This is a genomic window from Chryseobacterium sp. VAUSW3, from assembly GCF_002205795.1.
Taxonomy (GTDB): Bacteria; Bacteroidota; Bacteroidia; order Flavobacteriales; family Weeksellaceae; genus Kaistella; species Kaistella yananensis.
In genome coordinates this window covers 330681-356371 of the sequence record NZ_NIUY01000002.1, presented here as the reverse complement: position 1 = coordinate 356371, position 25691 = coordinate 330681, and the positions used below count along the sequence as shown (strand labels likewise).

The window sequence follows — 25691 nt, the reverse complement described above, 5'->3', positions numbered from 1 at the left end:
CTTACTTTACAAGTCTCATTTCCAGATATTTTGAAGTGAAGCCCAATTTTTCGTAAAGTTTCCTCGCCGGATTATCCGGTTCACAGTGCAGGGCGATACTTCCTTCGCAAAGGTTTACCACTTCTTCCATCAGCATTTTGCCAATGCCCATTCCCCGGTACTCATGATGGGTAGCAATATAAACCAGAATATTCTCGGGAATATATCCCGACATTGCGGTTTTGTTGACGACCACCGCACCGGTGACCACATCATCGTGCTGTGCCACCAGAAGATACCCGCCTTTGCTCCCTGACGTATCTGAAACATAATCCAGAGCCAGCGAAATATCCTCATAAGAATCGCCGTACTGCTGTAGATGCTCCTCCAGAAACAAAGCGATTTCATTTCTGTAGGACTGTGGGATAAGGGTGTTTGAAAATTTTATAATTTGCATTGTGTATTTTTAAGTTAAACCGGGAACATAGGATAAGGAATCGTAACATATTGTATCAGGGCATCTTCAGGTTTTTTCTTTCGGTAAAATAATACCGGTATATGAGATTTATAGATAACATTTTCGGTAAAATTATTTTGAAAGATCTTTGCCAGTGGTTTTTCGGTTGTAACATTTACCGCAACCAGATCCGCATCGCAGCTTTTACAGGCCTGAAGAATCCGGTCTTCCGCATTTTCATCAATTAATACGTCCCGCAGGGCATATTCTACGTTCTGTCGTGCAAGTTTTACTTTCAGAAATTTTATGGTATTATTAACCGACAGTAAGGAATTGTTTATTTTACCGGTAGCGATGCCTAGAAGACTGATTTTTGATTTATTACGCTTTGCAATAGGTAAAACAGACTGTAATTTAGAAAGTACGCCTTCGGTATCCCTTACAGGATACAGCATGTGCTGGAATTCGTGTTTCGTACAGCTGTACGGAACCGAAATTACAGGAACAAAAGTATTTGTAATAATCTCGTATGCGTTGTAACTGATAAATCCCGGACGTTTCTTTGGATAATCTACTCCAAAAACAATAAGGTCTGCAGACTTTTCAGAGGCATATTCGGTGACACTTTGCGCAACCGAACCCACTGTGGCGTAGGTTTCTACATGTTTACAACCACCATTTTCCAGTTTATTTTTTACCTGAGCCAGTAGATTTTCTGAGTTATCCAGCAGCGCATTTCCATGATAATAAAACTTGCCGCTGCCTGCAGTACCTGTACCCAACAAACCGGACTTTATAACATTGATTAAATAAATATTTGCTGAATGCCTTTTCGCAATAGCCATTGCAGCCTTCAGAAAGTTTACATTATTTTTTGTGAAGTCTATAGGAATCACAATATTCTTAATTTCATTCGTCATCTTCATTATTTTACTTTGCAAAGATAAATGATACCACAGAGAAAGAATGGTAAGAACTGTTTTGGTCGTGGTATATCTTAGGGCAAAGGGCGTCAGGATCCTGTATTATGCCTTTAATCTACTGAAATTTCATCGAGAGAACTGGAATTGAGCATTTTCTGTACTATGTTTTTTGACCATATACATCACGGGCAATTCAGTTTCCAACTGCGCCACTCTCCACTCCCACTATTTTATTACGAATCACCCACAACCCTGATTGTGCCTATGATCAGAACCAGAAAAATCCCTTTCATCCAAAGTTGGGCAAGTGGCGGTTACCGCAGTTACTTCACTGATTATGCTCGTTGCGGTGGTCCTACCCTTCACTCCTGTCGCTCCCATGCTGAAAATGCAGCCGCTGCCCTTTGCGTACTTCCCGTGGCTCATCGGAATTCTTGTGGGTTACTGTCTTTTAACTCAAGTGGTAAAAAACTGGTATATCAGAAGATTTGGAGAATGGCTGTGATGACATATTTGTTTAACTTCGTGCCGACGCAACCACCCACTTCATCTGAAAATAACAATGAAGCCCTAAACTGCAGAATGATGTACGCTAAACTTGAAAAATTCATGAGGACAAAGACAGACATTGGTGCCGATGCCCTTCAGGCCATCCTGTCTTGTTTTAAACCGGTCTATACGCGGAAAAATGAAATTCTCCTGAATCCGGATCAGGTCTGCAGACATTATTATTTTATCAACAAAGGCTGCATTCGCCTCTTCACCGTAAACCGCGATGGAAATGAAAGTTCAAGGTATTTTGCTTTTGAAGAGAACTTCGCAACCGCTTTACCGAGTTTTATTGACCAGCGCCCGGCAGAAGAATACCTGCAGACCATAGAAAAATCTGAACTTCTTGCGATTTCCCGGACAGATTTTTATCACCTTACCCAAACCATTCCCCAGTTTGCAAAAATATATACCGAAATTCTGGAGTTGGGATTCATCACCGCGCAGAAACGCATCTATGGCTTCCAGGGTTTTGATGCCCTGCAGAAAGTAAAATGGATTATGGAACACCAGCCCCACCTCCTTACCCGCATTTCCAATAAAATGGCGGCTTCTTACCTTGGCCTGTCGCCCTCTACCCTAAGCCGCATAAAATCGAAATGGTAAAAACGTTGTCCCAGATCAACGTTTTTATCTTTTTTACCTCCTAATTTTGCAGAAATAAATCGTGATGAAATTGAAAATTTTAAGCTGCATACTGATGTCAGCGCTATATTTTGCACAGCAAAATCCCCTCAGTAAAAAATTACCGGCCGAGCAGATGGTGAAGTATGCACCCACTCTCACCTCAGATGCTGCAGTAGAAGTGGCCAACCGTGTAACCTTAAAAGCGAAATCAATGGATAAAAAAGTTTCCATTGCCGTGCTGGATGCTTCGGGATCTGTGGTTTTACTTTTGCGTGGCGACGGTGTAGGTCCACACAATACGGAAGCTGCACGCAGGAAAGCATTCACCGCTTTATCGACCAAAACTTCCACCCTCGTTCTGTTAAGAAATGCCGCAGGGAATCCCGATACGGAGAATCTGAATACCCTGCCCGAACTGCTTTTGCTGAGCGGCGGCATGCCGATATGGTTTAAAGGTGAAATCATCGGCAGTGTAGGCGTTGCAGGTGGCGGCAGTCCCGAAAATGATGATCTGTTGGGGAGAGCGGCAGAGTTATCGGAACTTGGAATTACGACCAAAAAATAACAATTAAAATATAAAAAATGAAAAAAACAATTTTTGCACTCCTGTTCGTCATGCTGTCTGCACTTACTTTTGCACAGAACAAGACCTATCAGCTCTCCAGTCACATTCTGGATGTCTCCAAAGGAATGCCTGCGGCAGGCGTCACCATTAAACTGGAAAAATACAATGAGGGCACCAAAGTATGGTCCTTTGTGGATGAAAAGGTGACCGACCACAACGGCAGGATAACGGATTTTTTGAGTAATGAAAACCAAAACCGGGGAATCTACAAGCTTACGTATTACACGAGCGACTACTTCAGAAAGAACAATACCGAAAGTTTTTACCCGTTTATCGAAGTGGTTTTCCAGATTAAAGACAGCAGTCATTACCACGTTCCCATTACCCTTTCTGCCTACGGCTACTCCACCTACAGAGGAAACTAAATCTCTCGAATTAATAAAAAATCATAACTCCGGAATCTCTGCTTCCGGAGTTTTTCCGTAGGATCTTCGAAATAAAAATTTAATAATTCCCATACTTACGGGCCCAAGATGCTGATGATTCTAATCCGAAGTTGCGTGACAGAAATGTATGGAAGTAACAGATACCGACCGTTCGAGAATTTGTTATTTCTGCCGGCTCTAAACTTTCTCAGAAACCACAGGTTCAGTAAAAACAAGCAAACGGATAAACGCTCAATATTTCGCGTCAGGGAAAACAGTATTCTATTTATTCTTTATCCTTAAATTTTACAAACGAAATATTGCCTTCACTTTCTACAAAGGCTTTCTTTACGTCGCTGAGGTTTTCTATTCCGTTTTCACGGAGATTTGTCATCAGTTCATCTTTTGTCAGGAGTTCCTTACGCATATTGCGGTAGAGTAATTTTCCGTTTTTGATGATCTGCACAGGCTCATGTTCAAATATTTTCTGAACAACGGAAAATGATAGCTCAGCTGATTGATTCCGTAATTACATCCAATAAAAACCAACAGCATGATGATCCCGTCTCCCACACTCGTAAAATCGTCGAGTGAATGTGAGGCTGCCTCGGTAAGAAGAAGAATAAAAACCAAATCCATCGCCCCGAGTTCGCCAGTAGTTCTGCATGGCAGAATTCTCAATACAAACAGGATGAAGAAATAAAGAAGAAATCCCCGCAGAGCGGTTTCTGAAAACAGGCATTTCCGGCATGAAAATTTTGCCCCAGTCTGAGATGAAAAATTCCATAATAATTTATTTTGAAACAATGGTCTGCAATTTTTATACCCACGGAACGCGATGCAAAAATCCCCGGAATATTTCCCGGGGATTAAGGAATTATAAATTCTGAAATTATTGGCTCACTTTATCGAGCAGTTCGAAATCGGCTGAATCTAAATTCAGGGATGAACTTGAGAGAATTTCAGTTAACTGTTCTTTGGAAGTGGCGCTGGCAATGGGTCCGCCGATATTGGGCTGGGCAGATAACCATGCCAGGGCAACAGCAGCCGGAACACTGTGATGTTTTGCTGCGATTTGGTCTAAAGCTTTTAAAATATTCAGACCCTGTTCGTTGAGATATTTTGCAGCACCCTGTCCACGCGGACTTTTGCTAAAGTCATTCTCTGATCTGTATTTTCCGGTTAAAAATCCTGAGGCTAACGCATAATACGGGAAAACCGTAAGTCCGTGTTCTGCAACAATCGGAGCGAAATCGGTTTCGTAACCCTTTCTTTCCACCAGATTATACAGCGGCTGCAACGCCTGATATTTTGCCAGATTGTTTTTATCAGAAAACTCCAAAGATTCTTTAAGACGTTCCGGTGAAATATTGGAAACCCCAATCTCTTTTACCTTTCCCGATTTTACTAGTTCGTCAAAAGCGCTTAAAGTTTCTTCTACAGGTGTTGTACCATCATCAAAATGTAGATAATAAAGATCGATATAGTCCGTTTGAAGTCTTTTGAGCGATTTTTCCACGGTTTCCAGGATGTGATTTCGGCTGGCGTCGATTCCATGCTCGCCGGTCTCGCCGCCAACTTTCGTAGCAATGATGATTTTGTCGCGGTTACCTCTGGCTTTCATCCATTTGCCGATGATGGTTTCTGATTCTCCACCTCCGCCGCCGTTGATCCAGTAAGAATACATATCGGCGGTGTCGATAAAATTATAGCCGGCTTCTACATAAGCATCAAGTATTTCAAAAGATTTTTCTTCGTCGAGGGTCCATCCGAAAACATTTCCGCCTAAACTGAAAGGTGCTACTCCATGAATGTTTTCGCCAATTCTTATTTTTTTCATTTTTCTTTTCGTTTTTAATTAATATGCTGCGGTAAATCTCTGGTGATGATGTTTCGGATGCTGGGCTTCGTCAATAAGAACTACGGCCACATCTTCTGCTGAAAGTTTTGATACGTTGTTTTCATCAACAACAGGATGATCTTTACCCAAGCGGTATTTCCCGGTTTTTCCGGTGGTAATGCCAGGATGCATTTCGATTGCCGGACTGAAAAATGCCCAGTCGAGCTCTTTTTCTTCTTTCAGAATATTCAGATAATCCCTTGCAGCCAATGCTCCGGGCTTAATCTCGTCCGGAAAGCCTTCTGTATCTACTAACTGCTGGTTTTCTGCGGTATATAGACTTCCTGCTCCGCCAATTACAATCAGCCTTTTTACTCCGGCTCTTTTTGAAGCCTCCTGAATGGCCCTGGAACCTGCAAGAAAATCTTCGTAAATATTAGGATTAGTCCATCCTGCGTTGTATGCGCTGATGACTGTATCGTGACCTATCAGTACTTCCGAAAGTTCATCCACATTGTTTACATCCACTGACACTTTGATTATGTTTCCGGGTTCAGTTTTCTCAGCATTTCTTGCAATGGCAGTTACCTGCAGGCCTCTGTCGGCAGCTTCTTTCACTAATTTGGAACCCACAAATCCGGTGGCTCCGATAATCGCTATTTTCATATGGTACTATTTTTAAAATGTAACATTTTTTGTTACATTACTATGTAAATTTTTTTACTGAAACTGGTCTACAAATTCCTGCAAGGTTTTATTACTGAGGGATTCGGTAACAATTCGGTCGGTTTCTTCGAAGAGTTTTTCCAGTTCTTTATTTATTTCTTTCCCTACAACACATTTGGTGTCGTTACAGGTATTTTTCTTTCCGAGCACATTTGAATTTTTCACAGCATTAAAAATATCTGCCATTGAAATTTTAGTGCTTGAGATGTTAAGCATCGTTCCGCCTTCTTTGCCTTTTTTACTCACAATCCAGCCCATTTGATGCAAAACAGCAAGCTCTTTTCGGACAATCACGGGATTTATGGTAATGCTTTCGGCAATCCACTCAGAGCTCAGCCACTGGCCGGGATATTTCGCCAGCAGGGTAAGAATATGAATCACGGTAGCAAATCTGGTGTTGTTCATGGTGCAAAGATACAGCTCTTTTTAATTGTAACCAAAAATGTTACAGTTAAATTTTCATAAAAACATTGGCAATTAAATATCGAAGGAAAAAGCCTCATTAAATCATTTTAAGAATATTGAAATGCCTTTACTTTCCGATACAAAACTTAGAAAAAATATTCCCCAATACTTCGTCGTTGGTAAATTCTCCGGAAATTTCGCCGAGGTATTCCAGGGCGTTTCGGAGTTCATACGCGAGAAGTTCAGTAGTAATTTTCGCATTTACAGCTTCTTCCACTGCTTTTACAGCATTGAGGGATTTCTGTAAAGCTTCGTAATGGCGCTGGTTGGTGATAACAACATTTTCATCGGTCTTCAGATTGTCAACGAAGTGTGTGAGGAGATTCTTGAGTTCATCCAGATTTAGGTTTTTTTTGGCTGAAACAGTAAGTGTTTTGAGGTTTTCATTCCCCGTAAGAAGCTTGATATCTCCAAAAAGTGAATGTTTTGTATCCAAATGTTCATCTATCTTCGTAAAACAGATGATAGTTTCCAGATCTTCCCGCAAAAGTTCCTTCAGCATTGCCACATCTTCAGAAATATCTTGTGAAGCCACATCGATCAGATAAATAAGGACATCCGCTTTGTCCGATTTTTCTTTCGCTTTCACAACCCCAATTTTTTCGATTTCATCGGTAGTTTCGCGTAAACCTGCGGTATCAATAAGCCGGAAGGCATTCCCTTTGATATGGATCACTTCTTCAATCGTATCGCGCGTGGTTCCGGCAATATCGCTCACAATCGCCCGTTCTTCTTTTAGAAGCGCATTTAGAAGGGTAGATTTGCCCGCGTTCGGTTTCCCGAGGATGGCTACTGCTACTCCATTTTTTACTGCGTTTCCGTACTGAAAACTTTCGATGAGGGCATTCAGTTTGTCTTCAATTTTATGGAGAAGTTGGGTTAAAGCCGTTCTGTCGGCAAACTCCACATCTTCTTCGGCGAAATCGAGTTCCAGTTCAATTAAGGAAACAAAATTCAGCAGATCGGTTCTGAGGACTGATATTTCATTTGTAATTCCTCCTTTCAGTTGATTAAGCGCCACTTTTCTGGAAGCTTCATTTTCTGAAGCGATAAGGTCGGCAATGGATTCGGCCTGCGACAGGTCGATACGTCCGTTCATAAAAGCACGCATCGTAAACTCACCGGCTTTGGCCATTCTTGCGCCGTTTTTAAGCAGAACTTCCAGGATTTTCTTGCCGATATAAGGCGAGCCGTGGAATGAAATTTCCACAGAATTTTCTGTGGTAAAGGTTTTGGGTGCCAGAAATACAGAAACCATTACTTCATCCACCGTTTCATCGCTGTCTTTGATGAAACCGTAATGAACCGTGTGAGATTTGGCTTTTTCGAGGTTCTTCCCTTCAAAAACTTTGTTCACGATGCCCACTGCATCATCACCCGAAAGGCGGATGATGCCGAGCGCACCCATTCCGTTGGCTGTGGCTAAAGCACAAATTGTGTCGTTGTACATGTTGCAAAATTACGGAATAATTCCTGTTTTCAGGAGCAAGAGGTTTCGGGCTTTATTCGGAGACCCGTCCCGCTGTCCGCTTTATCTTTTTATGCAGCAGCAAATCCGGCTCTATAAAAAGGATGCCGCTCCCATCGGGGCTAAGAAAAAGTGTATTTTGTTTATACAGACCCCTATCTATTCTTTCAAATAATTTGTGACTGAAACGCATAAAAAAAGTGCAGAAAACTGCACTTTATCTTATAATTAAGAGGTTTTAAAGCGGTTTTACCTGCTCGAGGAACCATTCTTTCACCTCACCTTCCAGATCATTTTCAAGTTTTACCCTGCACCATTCGTGGTAGCTGTTAAGCCAGTCTTTTTCAGGCTGCGTAAGCAAGGATGTTGCAATCACATTTCTGTCGAACGGACAGATCGTTAAGGTCTCAAATTCATAGAAAGTACCGAATTGAGTGGTCTGACTTTCCTTTACTGCGATAAGATTTTCGTGACGGATTCCGTAATGATTTTCCCAGTAAAAACCAGGCTCATTGGAAAGCACCATTCCCGGAATCAGTTCCTGGAAATTCATGTCTTTGCGGATGTTTTGCGGACCTTCGTGTACGTTCATGAAACTTCCCACACCGTGGCCGGTTCCATGGTTGTAATCTTTGGCTTCGTTCCAGAGTGCAAGTCTTGCAAACGCATCCAGCTGAACGCCGCGCGTGCCTTTCGGAAACTTCACCATAGAAAGCTGAATCATCCCTTTTAACGCCAAAGTACAGTTGTGTTTGAATTCATCAGATACCGCTCCTAAAGCCAAAGTTCTTGTGATATCGGTTGTTCCCTCGAGGTACTGGCCTCCTGAATCTACAAGGATTGAAGAATCATTGGTCACCGTTTTGCTGCCCTCTTTAGGAGCCGAATAGTGCATGATCGCACCATTTTCGATATAACCTACGATGCTGCCGAAACTTTCGCCCACGAAGTTTTTGCCTTCAGCACGGAAGCCTCTCAGTTTTTCACCGATGGAATATTCAGTCATTTCTTCTTTACCCGCCTGATGGGTAAGCCAGTAAAGGAATTTCACCATCGCTACGCCATCGCGCTGCATTACCGTACGGAAACCTTCGAGTTCTGCCGCGTTTTTCACTGCTTTCATCAGATTGCCGGGAACGGGGGCTTTGATAAACTGATTTTCGGCTTTTAAGGCTTCAAAAATCGACTGGTTGCTGTTGGGTGAAATAAGGACTGTTTCATTTTTAATGTTCTGAAGTTCGGTGAAGAATTCTTCGTAAGGCATCATTTTCACCAAAGATTCATCCATCTGTTTTCTGGCTTCTACTTCCAGTTTTTCAAGATCCACGAAGAGTTTAGCTTCATTTTTAGTCAGAATGATATATCCTAAAAACACAGGATTCGACTGTACATCGCTTCCTCTTAAGTTTAAAGTCCACGCAACATCATCAAGACTGGAAATAATATGAACTGAAGCGCCGAGGCCTTCCATTTTCTGGCGGATATCTGCGAGCTTTTCTGCGACCGATTTTCCGGCTCTTTCTACCGGATGAACAAATATTGGGTTTTTCTTAGCGCTGAGATTCCTGTCGGTCCAGATTTCTTTCAGCAATGGCTGGTCTTTTAAAGTAATATTTTTCGCGGAAAGCTTTTCCTGAAGTATTTCCCAATTTGAGTTGGAAGTTGCCAGAGCATTTACTGCAACGCTGCCGTTCTGAGGAATTTCAGCGATAATCCAGTCGATATAGTGTGGCGTTTCTTCTTCACCTTCCTTCATCAGATCAATTCCGGAACCCTGAAGTTCTTTCGGTGCCTGAACAAAATACCTTCCATCAGTCCATAAACCTGCTTTATCCGCAGTAATTACCACAAAACCTGCTGAACCTGTAAATCCTGAAAGCCAGCTGCGTTCCTGCCACTCCTCCGGGAGGTACTCGCTCATGTGTGGATCTGCGGAATAAACGATAAATGCGTCGATTTGATTTTCCTGCATTTTTTGGCGTAATGCCGATATTTTTTCTGATGAGGTCATAATTTTAAAATTTGGTGTGAATTTACGAAGAAATTGAGGATTCAGAAACCCATATTTCTTAAATTTTCTTTTAAATCGAGGGAAATGAATTTAGAAAACTGATATTTCAATATAAAAAATGCACCGAATATTTCGGTGCATCCATCATCAGTTAGAAACTGCTTGAGTATTATTTTTTGCCTGCAGCCTGCATTGCAGCTTCTTTGGCTTTAAATTCCTGGTATTTTGCTTCTTTTTTGTTAGACATATATAATCCTTTCAGCAAAGAAACAGCGTCGATATTCTGCTGGTCACTTTCATACCATTTTTCAGCGTATGGAAGCGCTGCGGCAAGTCTTGCTCTTCTTGCTTCGATAATCTTGTTGGCAGCTTCTGTTTTTCCTGCTTTTTTAGCTGCATTGTAATCTTCAATCGCTTTGGCATCGTCACCCATAGTAACATAGGTAAGGTTTTGCCACGCCTGAGCGAAATCCGGCTTCAACTCTATCGCTTTTTTGTACGACTTCACTGCTTCTGCCTCTGTTGCAGGATCCTTGCTCTGAAGAACTCCCAGGTTGTACCAGTTATTGGCATCTGAAGGATTTTTTTCGGTCTGCACTTTCAGGTTTGCAATAAACTGATCCATCTTACCGGATTTGTAATAAGCAGTTCCCTGAAGTTCTGTAAGCTTGGAATTTGACGGGAATTTTTTCAATCCTTTCTCAATGAGTGCTAAAGCGTCATCATATTTTTCAGCATCTACCATCAGTGCTGCATTGGTTTCGTACAGCTCTTTTTCGATACTTGTAGAAGTTTCGCTGGTAAAATCGGAATATTCTGAAGTTGCTCCCATCTTTTTGTTAAGATCCCAGGTTACTTTGTCCAACGGCTCTACTTCACCTGATTTTTTATTCTTAGCAAAATATGTGGTTGAAACACCTGTATATCCGGAGTTGATGAGTTCATTATAAACCTCGATTGCTTCATTCTTTTTATCAGCAAGCGCATAATTTAGCCCCGAGTAATACAGATACTGTTTGTTATCCTGCCCGCCTGCTTTCAAGAGATCATAAACCTCTCTGAATTTTGGTGCTGCTGCAGCATAATTTTTTGATGTATAAGCATTCATCGCGGTTTTATTGGCAGCTTCAATAAGTGGGTTAATGGTGTTGCCAATCTTGCCTGTTAAGACAGGAAGGTAAGTATCTTCTTTCAGTCCCGGAATTCCTGACTGATCTGCGGCTGCTTTACCCACATAATACACTTTGTTTTTGCTGCTGTCTTTACCGGTATATATTTTTTCTTTACCAAGTTCGCTCATTTTCGCGAGGTAAGCTGCACCTTCTGCGTTTTTACCTGATTTTAAAAGCGCCAAACCTTTTGCATAATAATACTGCTCCAGAACAGCAGGCTCTACCAAATAGGTTTTACCACCCATTACTGCTTCGGCTGCAGCAATCTGCGAGTTGGTAGCCGCAACATCGCCGGCGTCAATGGCTTTCACTGCCGCAGCGATTTCCTTTTTTTGTGCAAATGCAACAGTTGCAGAAACTAATGCAATGCTGAAAAATATTTTTTTCATTATATTAATTTTAAAAAAATTGGTTTACTGTTAGTTTTCATCATCGGTAGTTCCCTCTTCTTTTTCTTTCGCTATCCTGTTATTTTCTTTTTCCTCTTCTTCTTCAATTTTCTTCAGGTAAGCTTCATCGCCCATATTGCTGATGGCGTTGTCACCGGTCTGAGGCACGTCGCTGAACTCCGGAAGTGCAGATTCTACAGCACCCGGAAGCGGTTCCTCAGTATTTTCCTCTTCTTCTTCCACATCTTTATCCATTTCCACTTTTGCTATGGCAGCAATAGAATCGTTATTTTTGAGGTTGATAACCTTCACGCCCTGGGTGTTTCTTCCCATTACGCGCATTTCATCCATACCCATTCTTATGGCTACTCCAGATTTGTTGATGATCATCAATCCGTCTTCGTCAGTTACATTCTGAATGGCGATCAGATTACCTGTTTTCTCGGTGATATTCAAGGTAATTACCCCTTTTCCGCCACGGTTGGTAACACGGTAATCTTCTACCGCGGTACGTTTACCGTAGCCTTTTTCTGAAACGACCAAAACAGTCTCATTCTGCACATCATTTACTACAATCATGCCAATAACTTCGTCGTTATCTTCAAGCGAAATACCACGTACACCAATCGATCCACGGCCTACTGCTCTGGCTTTTTCTTCAGGGAAACGGATACATTTTCCGTTTTTGGTCGCAATCATAATTTCGGAATTACCATTCGTTAATCTTGCCCCTAATAACTGGTCGTTATCACGTATTTCGATCGCGTTTACCCCATTGGTTCTCGGTCTTGAATAAGCCTCGAGGGAAGTTTTCTTGATGGTTCCGTTCTTGGTAATCATCACCACATTCATCTGGTTCACATAATCTGTATCTTTCAGATCGTTTGTTCTGATGTATGCTTTAATTTTATCGTCGGGTTCAATATTAATTAAGTTCTGAACTGCTCTTCCTTTCGCTGTTTTGGAACCTTCAGGAATTTCGAAAACCCTGAGCCAGAAACATTTTCCTTTTTCGGTGAAGAAAAGCATGTACTGGTGATTGGTAGCAGCCACAATATATTCGAGGAAATCTTCGTCTCTTGTGGTTGCTGCGCGGTTTCCTACGCCGCCACGGCTCTGGATTTTATATTCTGAAAGCGAAGTTCTTTTGATATAACCCGCGTGCGAAATCGTAAGAACAACTTTTTCGTCCGGAATTAAGTCTTCAATCGACATTTCGCCGCCTGAATAATCGATTTCTGAACGTCTCTCGTCGCCGTACTTCTCTTTCATTTCAAGAAGTTCAGCTTTAATAATTTCGAATCTTCTGGACTCGTTTGCAAGAATGTCTTCGTAATCTTTAATCAAATTCATGATTTCTTCATACTCTGCACGGATCTTGTCGAGTTCCATTCCGGTTAACCTCGCCAGTCTGAGATCCAGAATGGCCTGTGCCTGAATTTCTGAAAGATCGAATTCTTTCATCAAACCTTCTTTCGCTTCAGCAGGATTCGCGCTGTGACGAATTATTGCAATCGCTTTATCCAGATCATCCTGGGTGCCGATTACCTTCATGAAACCTTCAAGAATATGAGCACGTTCTCTTGCTTTTCTAAGCTCGTATTCGGTTCTTCTGATCACGATTTCGTGACGGTGATCTACAAAATGATAAATGATGCTTTTCAGGTTAAGCTGCTCCGGCCGTCCTTTTACCAGCGCAATATTATTGACACTGAAAGAGGTCTGAAGGGAAGTATATTTATATAGCATATTCAGAACTACGTTCGGAATTGCATCATTTTTAAGTTCGTAAACGATTCTAAGCCCCTGTCTGTCGGACTCATCACGGATTTCGTAGATTCCCGGAATCTTTTCTTCTTTTACCAGTTCAGCAGTTCTAGCAATCATTTCTGCCTTGTTGACTTGGTAAGGAACTTCGGTTACAATAATAGCATTTCGGTTTCCAATTTCTTCGAAATTTACTTTCGCACGAAGAACGATGCGGCCTTTTCCGGTATGGAAGGCATCGCGAACGCCGTCGTAACCATAAATAATTCCGCCGGTAGGGAAATCCGGAGCGATGATGTGCTTCATGAGCTCATCAATCGTAATTTCGTTATTATCGATATAGGCAACAATTGCATCAATACTCTCTGAAAGGTTATGGGGCGCCATATTGGTCGCCATACCTACAGCGATACCTGACGCACCGTTAACCAGAAGATTCGGGATTTTAGTAGGCATTACGGAAGGCTCCGTCAATGAATCATCAAAGTTATTCTGGAAATCTACGGTTTCTTTGTCGAGATCAGCCAAAACATCGTCCGCAATTTTTTTGAGTCTTGCCTCGGTATAACGCATTGCTGCCGGCGGATCCCCGTCCATCGAGCCGAAGTTACCCTGCCCATCAATCTGCGGATAACGCAGACTCCATGGCTGGGCCATACGCACCATTGCATCATAAACAGAGGAATCGCCATGCGGGTGATATTTACCAAGAACATCACCGACAATTCTTGCAGATTTCAAATGTTTTCTGTTCGAAAAAACATTCAGATTGTACATTCCGTATAAAACTCTTCTGTGAACCGGCTTTAAGCCATCTCTTACATCGGGTAAAGCTCTGGAAACAATTACCGACATCGAATAATCGATATAAGAGGATTTCATTTCATCAACAATGTTGATAGGAATTAACCTTTCTCCTTCTTTATGCATAATATTTTTTAATAAAATGAAAATCAAGCACTTATGTTAATGCGTGATCATTCTTTTCTTTCTAATTTTAAGAACGTGCTAATTTACGAAAAATTTAGCGATTTTTGCGCTATAAATTTATCAACAAAACTTAAAAAAAACTTAAAAGCAATGAGCATTCTGAGCCTTACCTTTCACACGCCCGCCGATCTTGTAGCATCATGGGATGAGTACATAAAAACCGATCTGGAAAATATGGTTGAAAACCTTATGGATGTTGAAAAATATATACTCTCTGAAGTAGAAAGTGATATGATCAGCGAAGGCAAAAACACAAACCTTCTGTTGATATTTGATGACATAGAAAAACGTCAGGAATTTATTGATATCGAATTTAAAAATATCACCGAACGTATTGAGGCAAAATTCGGGCAGGAAGTTATGATTTTTGAAACTTTTCTAAACCAGAAGAAAAACAGATTTTAACAACAGGATAACAAAAAAATATAGTTAAAGCAATTATGAGTAATTGATACTTAGAACACTCTACTATAATTATTCATAAGTCTTTATTTCAAGCAAATTCTATTTCAGCTGGTAACTAAATAACCTCCAGAAATTTCATTGTATCTACGTGATCTGCATAAGTATCCAGACCTGGATTCTGTGCTTCGCCCAAACCAATACTGTCGAATCCCAATTCCGGTTTTGCCACCACAGCCTGAATATTTTCTTCGTTGACTGCAATAAAATCACGAACATCGTCAAGAGTTGAATATCGGGAGAAATTAATAACCGAAAGCGGCGAAAATAGTGCTTCATCCTCTTTCAGCATGACGAAATTATTGTCCCAGAAGTTCTCCTGGTTCAACAGATAAACCGCCCGGTTATATTCGTAATTATTGGCGTATTTATTATGATTAATGATTTCTTTAAAATTCAGGAAATTTTCAAAAATCCTGTCAATCACGAAATCATCTGGAATAAAAAGTCTCGTAACATTCCTGCATCCCAAGCCATAATAACGGAAAATATCTTCTGCCAGAAGCTGTAATTCCTCATCAGTTTCATCACCTTTCAGCACAGCTACCGACGTTCTGTTCTTTCTGATGATACTCAGGCTGTCTTTAAAATAATACTCCAGATATCGAGCGGTATTGTTGCTTCCTGTGGCAATTACAGCATCAAAACTCTCGAGTCTTTCCACTATTTCATACGGCACATTTCCGTTTGAAAATTCATTCCATTTATCCATTAAAAAAGGCAGCATCCGCTTATCCTTAGATGAGAGTTTAATAACCGGAATGTGATTGCTTAAAACCACCGAAATCACATCATGAAAACCCACCATGGGAATGTTTCCGGCCAGGATTAAGCCAACTCTTTTTGGAACGAGTGGAGCTTTATAATGCGAAAGCCATTCGTTCAGGTTTCCCTCATTTAATAAATCTGCCCATTGGTTCAAAGCAAACTTTTGATTTTCAATTGTAAACCATGGATTTTCGATTTCGGATTTTCTTAACAAAGCAGCAAATTTTTCATCATCGCCGTTATAATCGTCTTCTTTTTTTACTCTGAAATTCTTGATATACAGGCCTAATTCACAAAGTCCTGAAATTTTACTCTCTCTGCTCATCCTATTTAAATTCTGGATTTTTTAATAAATTGGGATATGATAATTTATGGATGACTTTCAAATTTTCACCTCTACACGTTTTATCAAACCGTTAATCGCAATATTTCTCTGGCATACACTAAGCCTGTAAATATCTCGTGCAAAGATAGTATTTGTAAAACTTTATTTGATAAAATACCTTAGCTTAGTTTTTTCCTTATTTCAGGCCGAAGCAACCGTAATAAAATAACGGGCCGCATATTTCGCTTCAAATTAAATCTTAAGAACTAAAAAAGATGAACATGACTGAAATTATATTTTTTAGTATATTTTTAAACCTTTAATACTAAATTTTATTGAAGAAACTTAAATTTTAAATAAATTTAGTACATTTGTTTCCTAAATTTAAATTTATGAAATATCAGTTGATTAAGGATATTATAGATCTGGTAGAAGAATTTGAAGCTGAAAACGACAATAATGAAGATGTTTCTATGCATGCTTTTAGGGATTGGTTGGCTGCCAGCAATACCGTGGCAAAGAACGAAGAATTGCCCGGCTGGATTGGAAAGGAAAAAGGACGCAGCCCGGAAAGTGTGATTAACACGCTGCTTGTTCACCTGAACCGTTACGCCAAAAGCTATTCTAAATCAGCCATTTTCGGTTCGAGTTTCTCTACCCAGGAGGATTTCATCTATCTCATCAATCTGAAAGCGTTTGGCGAAATGTCGAAAATGGATTTAATTAAAAAAAATGTACATGAAAAACCGGTCGGGATGCAGATCATCAACAGGTTAATCGAACAGAATTGGGTAACCCAAAAAGATTCGCTAAAAGACAAAAGACAGAAAGTGATTTCCATTACCCAAAGCGGCATCAGCGCCTTAGAAATGCAGATGGATAAAATCAGGATGGCTACAGACATTGTATCGGGAAATTTAACCGCCAACGAAAAGATGGAATTAATCAGGCTTTTGAAAAAACTTAATCATTTTCATTTACCGATTTACGAAAAAAATATAGACTCCAAAAACCTGCTCAATGAAGCCTACGAACACCTTCACAGCAGCAGGGAAATGAATAAAATCAGTTCAAACTGATGGCTTAAGGGTTTCGCAATCCGATGTACTACCTCACCGATAGAGGTAAAAAAAAAATAACTGCAGGCTGAGTCTGCAGTTATTTTTTTTTATTTCTGAAACATTGCTTTTCCTAATATTGAAGTAAGCACTGAACATTCCGGGAATTAATTAAACTTTTTCCAGCAGATGACCAAAGTAATTTCGTTTTTTACTGAGATAGCTTCTGTTCACTTCATTAGGTTGTATCTCCATGGGAAGCCTGTTACTCAGTTTAATGCCGCTTTTGTTCAGAGATTTAATTTTTTCAGGATTATTGGTAAGTAAATTTATTTCTTTTACGTTCAGTAGTTTCAGTATTTCAATCGCTACATCAAAATTTCTTCCGTCAGCGGGCAATCCCAGCATCAGGTTAGCTTCAACGGTATCATAACCCTTCTCCTGCAGCGAATACGCTTTAAGTTTATTGATAATCCCGATATTCCTGCCTTCCTGACGGAGATAAATGATCATTCCGCCATGTTCTGAAACAAATTTCATGGATTCGGTTAACTGTTGTCCACATTCGCATTTCTTTGAATGAAAAACTTCTCCCGTAATACATTCTGAATGAAAACGTACGTTTACGGTACGATTAAAATCTGTATTTTCTGCTACCCATACCAAATGCGGACTCCAGTCTTCTTTATGCTCCGAAAAAGCATACACTGTAAAATTTCCAAAATCTGTAGGAATGCTAGATTGTGCCTGAATCTGTATCATAATATTCTTTTTTAAAAATTATAGTACAAATATATACTTTTATATTAATAAATAGTTTACTTTTGTACTATATTTTTTAATAAATCAATAGAAATGAATAATCATACACCATTAACACGGGATTTTATTTTCACGCAGTACAGTGACTATCTTCTAAATCATGGCGACCGGCCGAAAAATGTATACCTGTTTGCCAAAGAAAACAATTTTGAGGAAAAGGATTTCTATCACTTTTTTTCAGACTTTGATCATGTAGAAAAAGAAATACTCAACCATTTTTTCCAGAAATCTGTAGCGTTGGTTACCGGGCAGGAAGAGCAAGTATCTTTAGCAAAAGAACAGTTGCTGAATCTTTATTTTGTTTTTTTTGAAAACCTTAGCATGAACCGCTCCATTGTATTAAAGATTTTAGGCGACAACAAACTACAGAGTCTAAAAATATTAGAAACCTTGCGCGGCAGCTTTATCGATTTCACCAACAGTTTAGATGTCGAAAACTGGGAAATGGCAGAAAGAGCGAGTGAAAAAATACGCAACCTCAATACAAAATCCAGACAGGCGGCGATGTGGCTGCACCTGATTTCTGTTTTAGAATTCTGGAAGATGGATCAGTCGCCGGATTTTGAAAAAACCGACATCTTCATTGAAAAAACCATTGACACAGGCTTTGAATTCCTCGATAACGAACCCTTAAGAAAAGCCATTGATCTGGGGAAATTTTTATGGAAAGAGAAATTTAAAATAAGGTAAAATGAAGACATTAGACAAAATACCTACAAGTAAGTTAGAAAGAACCGGCAGCCTCTTAAAAGCAGGAGCAAAAGTAGGGGTAAATTACCTGAAGTATTATGGCAACAAAATAACAAAGGAAGAAGGTGAAGCCCGTAAAATCCTGCATCACGACAATGCGGAAGATATTTATGATTCCCTGAAAGAGTTAAAAGGCTCTGCCTTGAAAGTTGCCCAGATGCTGAGCATGGAAAAAAATATACTTCCGCTGGAATATGTGGAAAAATTTTCTTTGTCCCAGTTTTCTGTACCACCACTCTCGGCCGCGCTGGTAAAAAAAACTTTCAGAAAATACTTCGGTAAAAATCCTGAGGAAATTTATGATCATTTTTCTCCCGAATCCATAAATGCAGCAAGTATTGGCCAGGTGCATCATGCAAGCTTGGGCGATAAAGTCCTGGCGGTGAAAATTCAGTATCCCGGCATACGCGAAAGTATTTCCAGTGATTTGAAAATGGTGAAACCCATGGCCATTAAAATGTTCAATATCAAAAAAGAGGGATCCGAAACTTACTTTAAGGAAGTAGAAGACAAACTTTACGAAGAAACAGATTATAATCTGGAATTAAACAGCAGCCTAGCGTTTGCTGATGAGTGCAGCCATCTTCCAAACATCAGTTTCCCGAATTATTATCCGGAATTATCCTGCGAAAAAATCATTACAATGGATTGGATGCACGGCATTCATTTTTCTGATTTTACCAAAAAACATCACCAAGATCAGGAGCTTAATTTGGTAGGTCAAACACTTTGGGATTTTTACATGTACCAGATGCACGTGCTGAAAAAAGTACATGCTGACCCACATCCCGGCAATTTTCTGGTGTCAGAAGACAATAAACTTCTGGTTATCGATTTTGGCTGCATCAAAGAAGTTCCGTTAGATTTTTACATCCCATACTTTGAGTTGGCAAAAAAAGAAAATTTAGACAACCCGGAGATTTTCATGGAAAAACTACACCTATTAGAAATCTTGCGTGAAGAAGATTCAGCCCAGGAAAAAGAGTTTTTCTCTAAACTATTCTACGAATTGCTGGAACTGTTTACAAGACCTTTTAATCAGGAGTATTTTGATTTTTCAGATGAAAATTTCTTCAGGGAAATAGCTGAATTAGGGCAGCGTTATGCAAAACTGAATGACATCAAGGGAATGAACACCAACCGTGGCTCTAAGCATTTTATTTACATCAACCGGACTTTTTTCGGTCTTTACAATATGATGCATGAGCTTGGGTCTAAACATATCGAAATTAATAACTACAAAAAGTTTATTAAAGATTAGCAATTCCATCCGAATTACCTTCAAAAATATTTGAAACCCGCGGGCAGCCCTTTAACTGCGCAAAAAGTGGAAACTGAAATTGTCTGCAAGCAGATTTACAGCAAAAAGCTTCTGTCTCTAAAAATCATACCGTTTCATTATAAATATTTTGGCCAATGAAAAATTTAAGCATCGAACAGATTGACCGCATCATCGAGATGGCCTGGGAAGACCGGACTCCTTTTGAAGCCATAAAATATCAGTTTTCCCTCAGCGAATCCGAAGTGATACATTTAATGCGTTTACAGATAAAGCAGTCAAGCTTCAAACTTTGGAGAAAACGCGTAAACTCCGGGATCAGTAAAAAACATCTGCTGAAGAGATCCGCTGAAATAAGCCGTTTCAAATGCAGCAGGCAGCGCACCATAAGCCTGAACAAAATTTCAAAAAGAAGTAAAAATCTTAAATAATTAAAAGATGAAAAATATTGTAATCGTTGGTTGCGGAAAAGGAATAGGATTAGCTGCTGCAAAAATCTTATCGGAACAGCACCGGATTATTGGCATATCAAAAACAGAAAACGCTGAAATAAACCAGTTAAATATCGAATTCTATCCTTTGGATATCCTTTCTGGAAATATGGATGATATTAATTTCCCTGAAACCATCGACGGCTTAATCTACGCTCCGGGAAGCATCAACCTAAAACCTATTAACCGGCTTACAGAAGATGATTTTAGGAGTGATTTTGAGATCAATGTGATCGGAGCGGTAAAAATAATTAAGAAAATTTTGCCTAACCTTAAAAAAGCTGATCATGCTTCTGTTGTTCTGTTCAGTACGGTCGCTGCAAAACTTGGGATGCCTTTTCATGCTTCGGTGGCGGCAAGCAAAAGTGCGGTCGAGGGATTAACCAAGAGTCTTGCTGCAGAATTATCGTCACAAAAAATAAGGGTAAACGCTATAGCACCATCTTTAACCGATACTTCACTTGCGGCCCAGCTTCTGTCAACCCCCGAAAAACGGGAGGCCGCAGCCAAAAGACATCCATTACAGGAAATCGGAAACCCACACGAGATTGCCGAAATGGCAGCTTTTTTAATCTCAGACAATGCCCGCTGGATTACCGGGCAAATCATAGGAGTCGATGGCGGAATGGGTTCCGTAAAAATATAATATTCAGCTTTAAGCAGCCTGAAATTAGAAATATTTCAGCATCTATTGAAAGAAAACGTAAATGAACATCCATCTCAACAGTTTAGATATCCAACAGATTGAACATCGCAAAAGAACTGCTTTAATCAATTCCCTGAGTGGCTTCAAAAGTCTTAATTTAATAGGAACAGCAAGCCGGGAGCACGAAACCAATCTGGCCGTTTTTAACTCCGTGATACACCTAGGTGCCGATCCCGCCCTCATGGGTTTTATTTCCCGACCACATTCTGTGGAGCGGCATACTATTGAAAATATACAACAGACAAAATTTTTCACAATTAACCATATAACAGCAGATATTTTCGAAAAAGCCCATCAAACCTCGGCAAGATATCCAAGAGAACAATCAGAATTCGAAGCCGTGGGACTTACTGCGGTGTACAAAAATAGTTTTGCAGCACCTTTCGTTAAAGAATCAAAAATCCAGATTGGTTTAGAATTGAAAGAAACGTTGGCAGTGAAAAGCAATGATACCCTTTTGATTATCGGAGAAATAAAGGATCTGTACTTTCCCGAAAACATCTGGCTGGAAGAGGGCGTGCTTGATATCGAAAAGGCAGAAACACTTACCGGTTCAGCACTTGACGGATATCACACCACGAAACTGATCAAACGTATGAAATATGCAAAACCCTGAAAAAACACATTAGCACAGAAAATAAACCGAATTTCGCCTTCATCCAAACAATTTTTCCGTAATTATTTCGACGCTTATTTTATTCATTTTAAAATTGCAGCCGCAGTCTGAAAAGATGTCTTCCGTTACGCAGCAATACAGCAACTGACGCGTATTTCCCAACGTAAGCCATCGAAAATTAGTACTGTGAGGCGAATTATTTGTATATTTGCGGAAATTTAAATTAAAGTAGCAATGGCTATCAGAATAACAGACGAATGTATTAATTGTGGTGCTTGTGAGCCGGAATGCCCCAATAACGCCATTTATGAAGGAGCGGTAGACTGGAAGGCTTCAGAAGGCACCGCACTGAAAGGAATGGTTGTTTTGAAATCCGGTTTAACGGTAGATGCAGATGCACCGCAGGAACCTGTAAGCGATGATGTATATTTTATTGTAACCGATAAATGTACAGAGTGTATCGGCTTCCACGAAGAGCCGCAGTGTGCGGCAGTTTGTCCGGTAGACTGCTGTATCCCGGATGAAGACCATGTAGAATCGGAGGAAAGCTTGCTCGAGAAAAAAGCTTTCTTACACGGAGAATAATATAATCCGCTCACTTTTTGTGGGCGTTTTTTTTTCTTAAATCTCTTAACTTTACGGAATTAAAAAGAAATACGCAACTTTCGGATTTTCAAATACTAAAAACATGAGTAAAAAACACAATTTCAGCGCAGGTCCCTGCATATTGCCGCAGGAAGTTTTTCAGAAATCAGCAGAAGCCATCCTCGATTTCAACGGCATTGGACTCTCGATCCTCGAAATCTCACACCGTAGCAAAGATTTTGTTGCGGTGATGGATGAAGCCAGAGCAATCGTAAAAAGACTCATGAACCTGGGCGATGATTACGAAGTACTTTACCTTGGTGGGGGCGCAAGTTTACAGTTTTTAATGGTTCCATATAATCTCATGAAATCCGAAAACGGCAAAGCCGCGTATCTGGATACCGGAACCTGGGCTGCAGGCGCGATTAAAGAAGCCAAAAATTTCGGAACCGTAGATATCGTAGGCTCTTCAAAAGAGCAAAAATATTCGTTCATTCCGAAAGATTATACCGTAGGAAGCGAATACGATTATTTCCACTGCACCTCCAACAATACCATTTACGGAACGCAGATGAAATCGTTCCCAAAGGTTGATACGCTTATGGTTTGTGATATGAGTTCAGATATTTTTTCCCGTGTGATCGACTATTCACAGTTTGACCTTATTTATGCCGGAGCACAGAAAAATATGGGACCCGCAGGCGTAACGCTTGTGGTGGTTAAAAAAAGTATTTTGGGTCATACCGGAAGAACAATTCCGTCGATCCTGAACTACCAGAGTCATATCGACAAAGAATCCATGTACAATACACCCCCTGTTTTTCCGGTGTACGCTACCCTGCTCACCTTACAGCATCTGGAAAAAAATGGCGGTATTGCCGCTGCTGAAGCCAGAAACGAAGCCAAAGCAAAACTCCTTTACGAAGAAATCGACAGCAATCCTTTATTTGAAACCTTCTGCCAGAAAAAAGACCGTTCCCTAATGAACGTATCGTTTCAGCTGTTAGACGAATCTAAAAAAGATGAGTTCGATGCTGCCTGGAAAGCTGCAGGAATCAGCGGATTAAACGGGCACAGGAGTTTAGGCGGTTACAGAGCCAGTCTTTACAATGCACTGCCGATCGAAAGCGTTCAGGTTTTGGTTGATGTGATGAAAAGTTTAAAATAATTGCACAAACACACTTTGTATTTTACTTAGTTAATTTGATACAACATTTATGAAAGTTTTAGCCAACGACGGTATTTCAGAATCAGGTAAAAATGCTTTAGCAGAAGCCGGAATCGAATTGGTAGAAACCCGGGTTTCCCAAGAACATCTCATCAGTTTCATTAACGAAAATCACATTGATGTCCTATTGGTTCGAAGCGCTACAAAAGTGCGCGAAGATTTAATTGATGCCTGCCCCGGCCTGAAAATTGTAGGACGTGGCGGCGTGGGAATGGATAATATCGACGCTGAATATGCCATTGACAAAGGCCTTTATATCATCAATACTCCAAAAGCTTCATCCCGGTCTGTCGCAGAAATGGTTTTTGCCCACTTTTTTTCGCTGGCAAGATTCCTTCACGAATCCAACCGTCTGATGCCGCTGGAAGGCGAAACACACTTTAAAGCGCTGAAGAAATCATTCTCGTCTGCGGTGGAACTTGAAGGAAAGACATTAGGAGTGATCGGTTTTGGCGGAATTGGCCAGGAAGTGGTAAAAATTGGAATTTCGTTGGGGATGAAAGTGAAAGTCCTTACCAGAAAACCGCGTACGGAAACCCTGTTCCTGGATTTCTTCGACGGGCAGACCGTAAATTTCGAAATCACTTCTACCACCAACCAGGAAGATTTTTTTAAAGAGGTAGATTTCCTGAGCATCAACACCCCAAAATCCGACGGATATATTATTGATACACCACAGTTTGAAATGATGAAAGACGGAGTTTTCATAGTAAACACAGCACGTGGCGGAGTTTTAAATGAAGTTACCCTACTCCAGTTCATCGATTCCGGAAAAATTGCCGGTGCCGCACTGGATGTTTTTGAGAATGAGCCAACCCCGGAACTCCCACTTCTTATGAATCCCAATCTTTCGTTATCGCCGCATTTAGGCGGAAATACCATGGATGCGCAGGAAAAAATTGGAGCAGAACTTGCCGCTCAAATTATTGACATTAAAAATAAACTATAGAGATACGATGCCTATTTTTAAACCATTCCGGGGAATAAGACCGAGTGAAGATTACGTTGATATTTTCCCAACCCATCCTTTAGACAATTTTTCGCAGGAAGAAATCACTAAAAAAGCACAGCAGGATTCATCTTATATTCAGATGATTAAACCTTATGTGGTAAGTAAATCTAAGGATATCGACAGAAATCTAAGGAAAATACGCACCAATTTCGAAGAACTTCTCGATGATAAAAAACTCGTTCAGGATAGCTCATCGTATTATCTTTATGAACAGTTTCTGCCCAATAAATCTGTTTTCCGCGGACTCCTGGGATTGGTGAGTGTTGATGATTTCCGGAACGGAAGGATTAAAAAGCACGAATCTACCCTCACACACAAAAAAGAAAAACTTGCCTATTATCTGGAAAAAGTAAACATTCAGGCTGAACCTGTGTTGCTTACCTATATGGCAAATCCTAAGGTAGAGCTGCTGATGAATCATGAGGAAAAAAATGTTCCGGTGCTCAATTATCTTGATGATAATGGGGTGCGACATAAAGTTTGGCGTATCGATAACCGCCTGAAAATGCTTCAGTTTAAAGAAGTTCTGGAGAAGATTGATTCTTTTTATATAGCAGACGGACACCACAGGATTGGCTCTGCCGCGCTGAATGCGGCCAACATGAAGAAGAAAAACAAAAAACATACAGGTACCGAACATTACAATTACGTTTTCAGTTTTATCGTTTCGAACCAGTCGATTAAAATCCATGATTATAACAGGATTTTAAATGATTTAAACGGACTGTCGGAAACAGAGTTTCTTTCAAAAATTGAAGAAAACTTTCTCATTCATGAAAAAGGAGACACACCTTACTATCCTTCACAAAAATTCCATATCTCGATGTATTTGGGAGGCAAATTCTATTCGCTTCACGTAAAACACGATCTGCGGAAAAAGCAGAGCGAATTGAATGACCTGGATCATTTTCTTCTGGAAGAGTTTATCTTCAAGGATATTCTTGGTATTGAAGATCCGAAAACCACCGATAAAATCACGTATATTAAAGGAAATTCCGGGCTTGAAGGGATTAATCAGATCAAGGAAAAAGTAGATTCCGGAGAGTTTAAAGTCGGTTTCGGAATTTATCCGATAAGTTTTAATGATCTTCTGAAAGTATCGGATAAAAACATTAAGATGCCTCCAAAGTGCACCTATATCGAGCCCAAACTGGTTACAGCACTGGTAATGTACGATATGAAACAATAAACTGATTATAAAGTAAAAAGATTTAATTTGATGAAGTACAGCCGTGT

At 40.2% G+C, this 25691-nt stretch carries 27 protein-coding genes and 1 pseudogene; 15 read left to right on the top strand and 13 right to left on the bottom strand.

Annotation, left to right across the window (positions count from 1 at the left end; translation table 11 throughout):
* Position 1: 1 nt before the first annotated feature.
* Complete coding sequence (locus CDW55_RS06870; protein ID WP_088469020.1) at positions 2 to 436, bottom strand: GNAT family N-acetyltransferase; 435 nt, start codon at positions 434 to 436, stop codon at positions 2 to 4.
* Between the two features lie 14 nt (positions 437 to 450).
* Positions 451 to 1362, bottom strand: a complete 912-nt coding sequence (locus tag CDW55_RS06865) for a universal stress protein (RefSeq protein WP_088469019.1) — start codon at positions 1360 to 1362, stop codon at positions 451 to 453.
* Between the two features lie 304 nt (positions 1363 to 1666).
* On the opposite strand from CDW55_RS06865, the gene CDW55_RS06860 reads away from it, so the two are divergent.
* The 4 genes from CDW55_RS06860 (at position 1667) to uraH (ending at position 3525) form a co-directional block, all read left to right on the top strand.
* Entirely contained in the window at positions 1667 to 1864 is a 198-nt protein-coding gene (locus CDW55_RS06860; protein ID WP_228399618.1) for a hypothetical protein, read from the top strand.
* Positions 1864 to 2514 (top strand): Crp/Fnr family transcriptional regulator, encoded by a 651-nt coding sequence (locus tag CDW55_RS06855; RefSeq protein WP_228399617.1) that lies wholly within the window; start codon positions 1864 to 1866, stop codon positions 2512 to 2514. Before CDW55_RS06860 ends, CDW55_RS06855 begins: the two co-directional genes overlap by 1 nt.
* A 94-nt stretch (positions 2515 to 2608) precedes the next feature.
* On the top strand, positions 2609 to 3100 hold the full coding sequence (locus tag CDW55_RS06850; RefSeq protein ID WP_228399616.1) for a heme-binding protein: 492 nt from the start codon (positions 2609 to 2611) through the stop codon (positions 3098 to 3100).
* 17 nt (positions 3101 to 3117) lie between these two features.
* Positions 3118 to 3525, top strand: coding sequence for a hydroxyisourate hydrolase (uraH, locus tag CDW55_RS06845; protein WP_088469017.1), 408 nt, complete (start codon positions 3118 to 3120; stop codon positions 3523 to 3525).
* Positions 3526 to 3811: 286 nt separating this feature from the next.
* Here uraH and CDW55_RS06840 read toward each other — a convergent pair.
* The 9 genes and pseudogenes from CDW55_RS06840 to gyrA all read right to left on the bottom strand — a co-directional run.
* Positions 3812 to 4015, bottom strand: a pseudogene (locus CDW55_RS06840) (YetF domain-containing protein); the annotation flags it as partial.
* Between the two features lie 39 nt (positions 4016 to 4054).
* Entirely contained in the window at positions 4055 to 4312 is a 258-nt protein-coding gene (locus CDW55_RS12410; protein WP_143332932.1) for a hypothetical protein, read from the bottom strand.
* Positions 4313 to 4417: 105 nt separating this feature from the next.
* Positions 4418 to 5365: an aldo/keto reductase gene (locus tag CDW55_RS06835; protein ID WP_088469015.1), complete on the bottom strand. Its 948-nt coding sequence runs from the start codon at positions 5363 to 5365 to the stop codon at positions 4418 to 4420.
* A gap of 18 nt (positions 5366 to 5383) precedes the next feature.
* Positions 5384 to 6031: an NAD(P)-dependent oxidoreductase gene (locus CDW55_RS06830; RefSeq protein ID WP_088469014.1), complete on the bottom strand. Its 648-nt coding sequence runs from the start codon at positions 6029 to 6031 to the stop codon at positions 5384 to 5386.
* Between the two features lie 54 nt (positions 6032 to 6085).
* A complete protein-coding gene (locus tag CDW55_RS06825; protein ID WP_088469013.1) occupies positions 6086 to 6496 on the bottom strand; it encodes an Rrf2 family transcriptional regulator in 411 nt (136 codons plus the stop codon).
* A 127-nt stretch (positions 6497 to 6623) separates the two neighbouring features.
* On the bottom strand, positions 6624 to 8006 hold the full coding sequence (gene mnmE / locus CDW55_RS06820; RefSeq protein ID WP_088469012.1) for a tRNA uridine-5-carboxymethylaminomethyl(34) synthesis GTPase MnmE: 1383 nt from the start codon (positions 8004 to 8006) through the stop codon (positions 6624 to 6626).
* A gap of 256 nt (positions 8007 to 8262) precedes the next feature.
* The gene (locus CDW55_RS06815) at positions 8263 to 10035 is read right to left on the bottom strand and encodes an aminopeptidase P family protein (protein ID WP_088469011.1); all 1773 of its coding nucleotides are present in this window, start codon (positions 10033 to 10035) and stop codon (positions 8263 to 8265) included.
* Between the two features lie 169 nt (positions 10036 to 10204).
* Positions 10205 to 11596 carry a tetratricopeptide repeat protein gene (locus CDW55_RS06810; protein ID WP_088469010.1) on the bottom strand — a complete coding sequence of 464 codons (1392 nt, stop codon included), beginning with the start codon at positions 11594 to 11596 and terminating at the stop codon, positions 10205 to 10207.
* 30 nt (positions 11597 to 11626) lie between these two features.
* Positions 11627 to 14293, bottom strand: coding sequence for a DNA gyrase subunit A (gene gyrA, locus CDW55_RS06805; RefSeq protein ID WP_088469009.1), 2667 nt, complete (start codon positions 14291 to 14293; stop codon positions 11627 to 11629).
* Between the two features lie 150 nt (positions 14294 to 14443).
* Here gyrA and CDW55_RS06800 point away from each other — a divergent pair, with 150 nt between their 5' ends.
* The gene (locus CDW55_RS06800) at positions 14444 to 14758 is read left to right on the top strand and encodes a DUF4286 family protein (RefSeq protein ID WP_088469534.1); all 315 of its coding nucleotides are present in this window, start codon (positions 14444 to 14446) and stop codon (positions 14756 to 14758) included.
* Positions 14759 to 14873: 115 nt separating this feature from the next.
* On the opposite strand, the gene CDW55_RS06795 is transcribed toward CDW55_RS06800, so the two are convergent.
* Entirely contained in the window at positions 14874 to 15908 is a 1035-nt protein-coding gene (locus CDW55_RS06795) for an acyl-CoA reductase (RefSeq protein ID WP_088469008.1), read from the bottom strand.
* Between the two features lie 392 nt (positions 15909 to 16300).
* Here CDW55_RS06795 and CDW55_RS06790 point away from each other — a divergent pair, with 392 nt between their 5' ends.
* On the top strand, positions 16301 to 16987 hold the full coding sequence (locus CDW55_RS06790) for a MarR family winged helix-turn-helix transcriptional regulator (protein WP_088469007.1): 687 nt from the start codon (positions 16301 to 16303) through the stop codon (positions 16985 to 16987).
* 150 nt (positions 16988 to 17137) lie between these two features.
* On the opposite strand, the gene ribA is transcribed toward CDW55_RS06790, so the two are convergent.
* The gene (gene ribA, locus CDW55_RS06785; protein ID WP_088469006.1) at positions 17138 to 17728 is read right to left on the bottom strand and encodes a GTP cyclohydrolase II; all 591 of its coding nucleotides are present in this window, start codon (positions 17726 to 17728) and stop codon (positions 17138 to 17140) included.
* Between the two features lie 93 nt (positions 17729 to 17821).
* Here ribA and CDW55_RS06780 point away from each other — a divergent pair, with 93 nt between their 5' ends.
* The 9 genes from CDW55_RS06780 to CDW55_RS06740 all read left to right on the top strand — a co-directional run bounded on the left by CDW55_RS06780 (position 17822) and on the right by CDW55_RS06740 (position 25644).
* Entirely contained in the window at positions 17822 to 18478 is a 657-nt protein-coding gene (locus CDW55_RS06780) for a TetR family transcriptional regulator C-terminal domain-containing protein (protein ID WP_088469005.1), read from the top strand.
* Between the two features lies 1 nt (position 18479).
* Complete coding sequence (locus tag CDW55_RS06775) at positions 18480 to 19799, top strand: ABC1 kinase family protein (protein WP_088469004.1); 1320 nt, start codon at positions 18480 to 18482, stop codon at positions 19797 to 19799.
* 155 nt (positions 19800 to 19954) lie between these two features.
* On the top strand, positions 19955 to 20248 hold the full coding sequence (locus CDW55_RS06770; protein WP_088469003.1) for a TIGR03643 family protein: 294 nt from the start codon (positions 19955 to 19957) through the stop codon (positions 20246 to 20248).
* Between the two features lie 7 nt (positions 20249 to 20255).
* A complete protein-coding gene (locus CDW55_RS06765) occupies positions 20256 to 20954 on the top strand; it encodes an SDR family NAD(P)-dependent oxidoreductase (protein ID WP_088469002.1) in 699 nt (232 codons plus the stop codon).
* 61 nt (positions 20955 to 21015) lie between these two features.
* Positions 21016 to 21630 carry a flavin reductase family protein gene (locus CDW55_RS06760; RefSeq protein ID WP_088469001.1) on the top strand — a complete coding sequence of 205 codons (615 nt, stop codon included), beginning with the start codon at positions 21016 to 21018 and terminating at the stop codon, positions 21628 to 21630.
* Positions 21631 to 21864: 234 nt separating this feature from the next.
* A complete protein-coding gene (locus tag CDW55_RS06755; protein WP_088469000.1) occupies positions 21865 to 22215 on the top strand; it encodes a 4Fe-4S binding protein in 351 nt (116 codons plus the stop codon).
* A 103-nt stretch (positions 22216 to 22318) separates the two neighbouring features.
* Complete coding sequence (gene serC, locus CDW55_RS06750) at positions 22319 to 23383, top strand: 3-phosphoserine/phosphohydroxythreonine transaminase (RefSeq protein ID WP_088468999.1); 1065 nt, start codon at positions 22319 to 22321, stop codon at positions 23381 to 23383.
* Positions 23384 to 23432: 49 nt separating this feature from the next.
* Positions 23433 to 24392, top strand: a complete 960-nt coding sequence (locus CDW55_RS06745; protein ID WP_088468998.1) for a D-2-hydroxyacid dehydrogenase — start codon at positions 23433 to 23435, stop codon at positions 24390 to 24392.
* Between the two features lie 7 nt (positions 24393 to 24399).
* Positions 24400 to 25644, top strand: a complete 1245-nt coding sequence (locus CDW55_RS06740; RefSeq protein WP_088468997.1) for a DUF1015 domain-containing protein — start codon at positions 24400 to 24402, stop codon at positions 25642 to 25644.
* Positions 25645 to 25691: the final 47 nt, after the last annotated feature.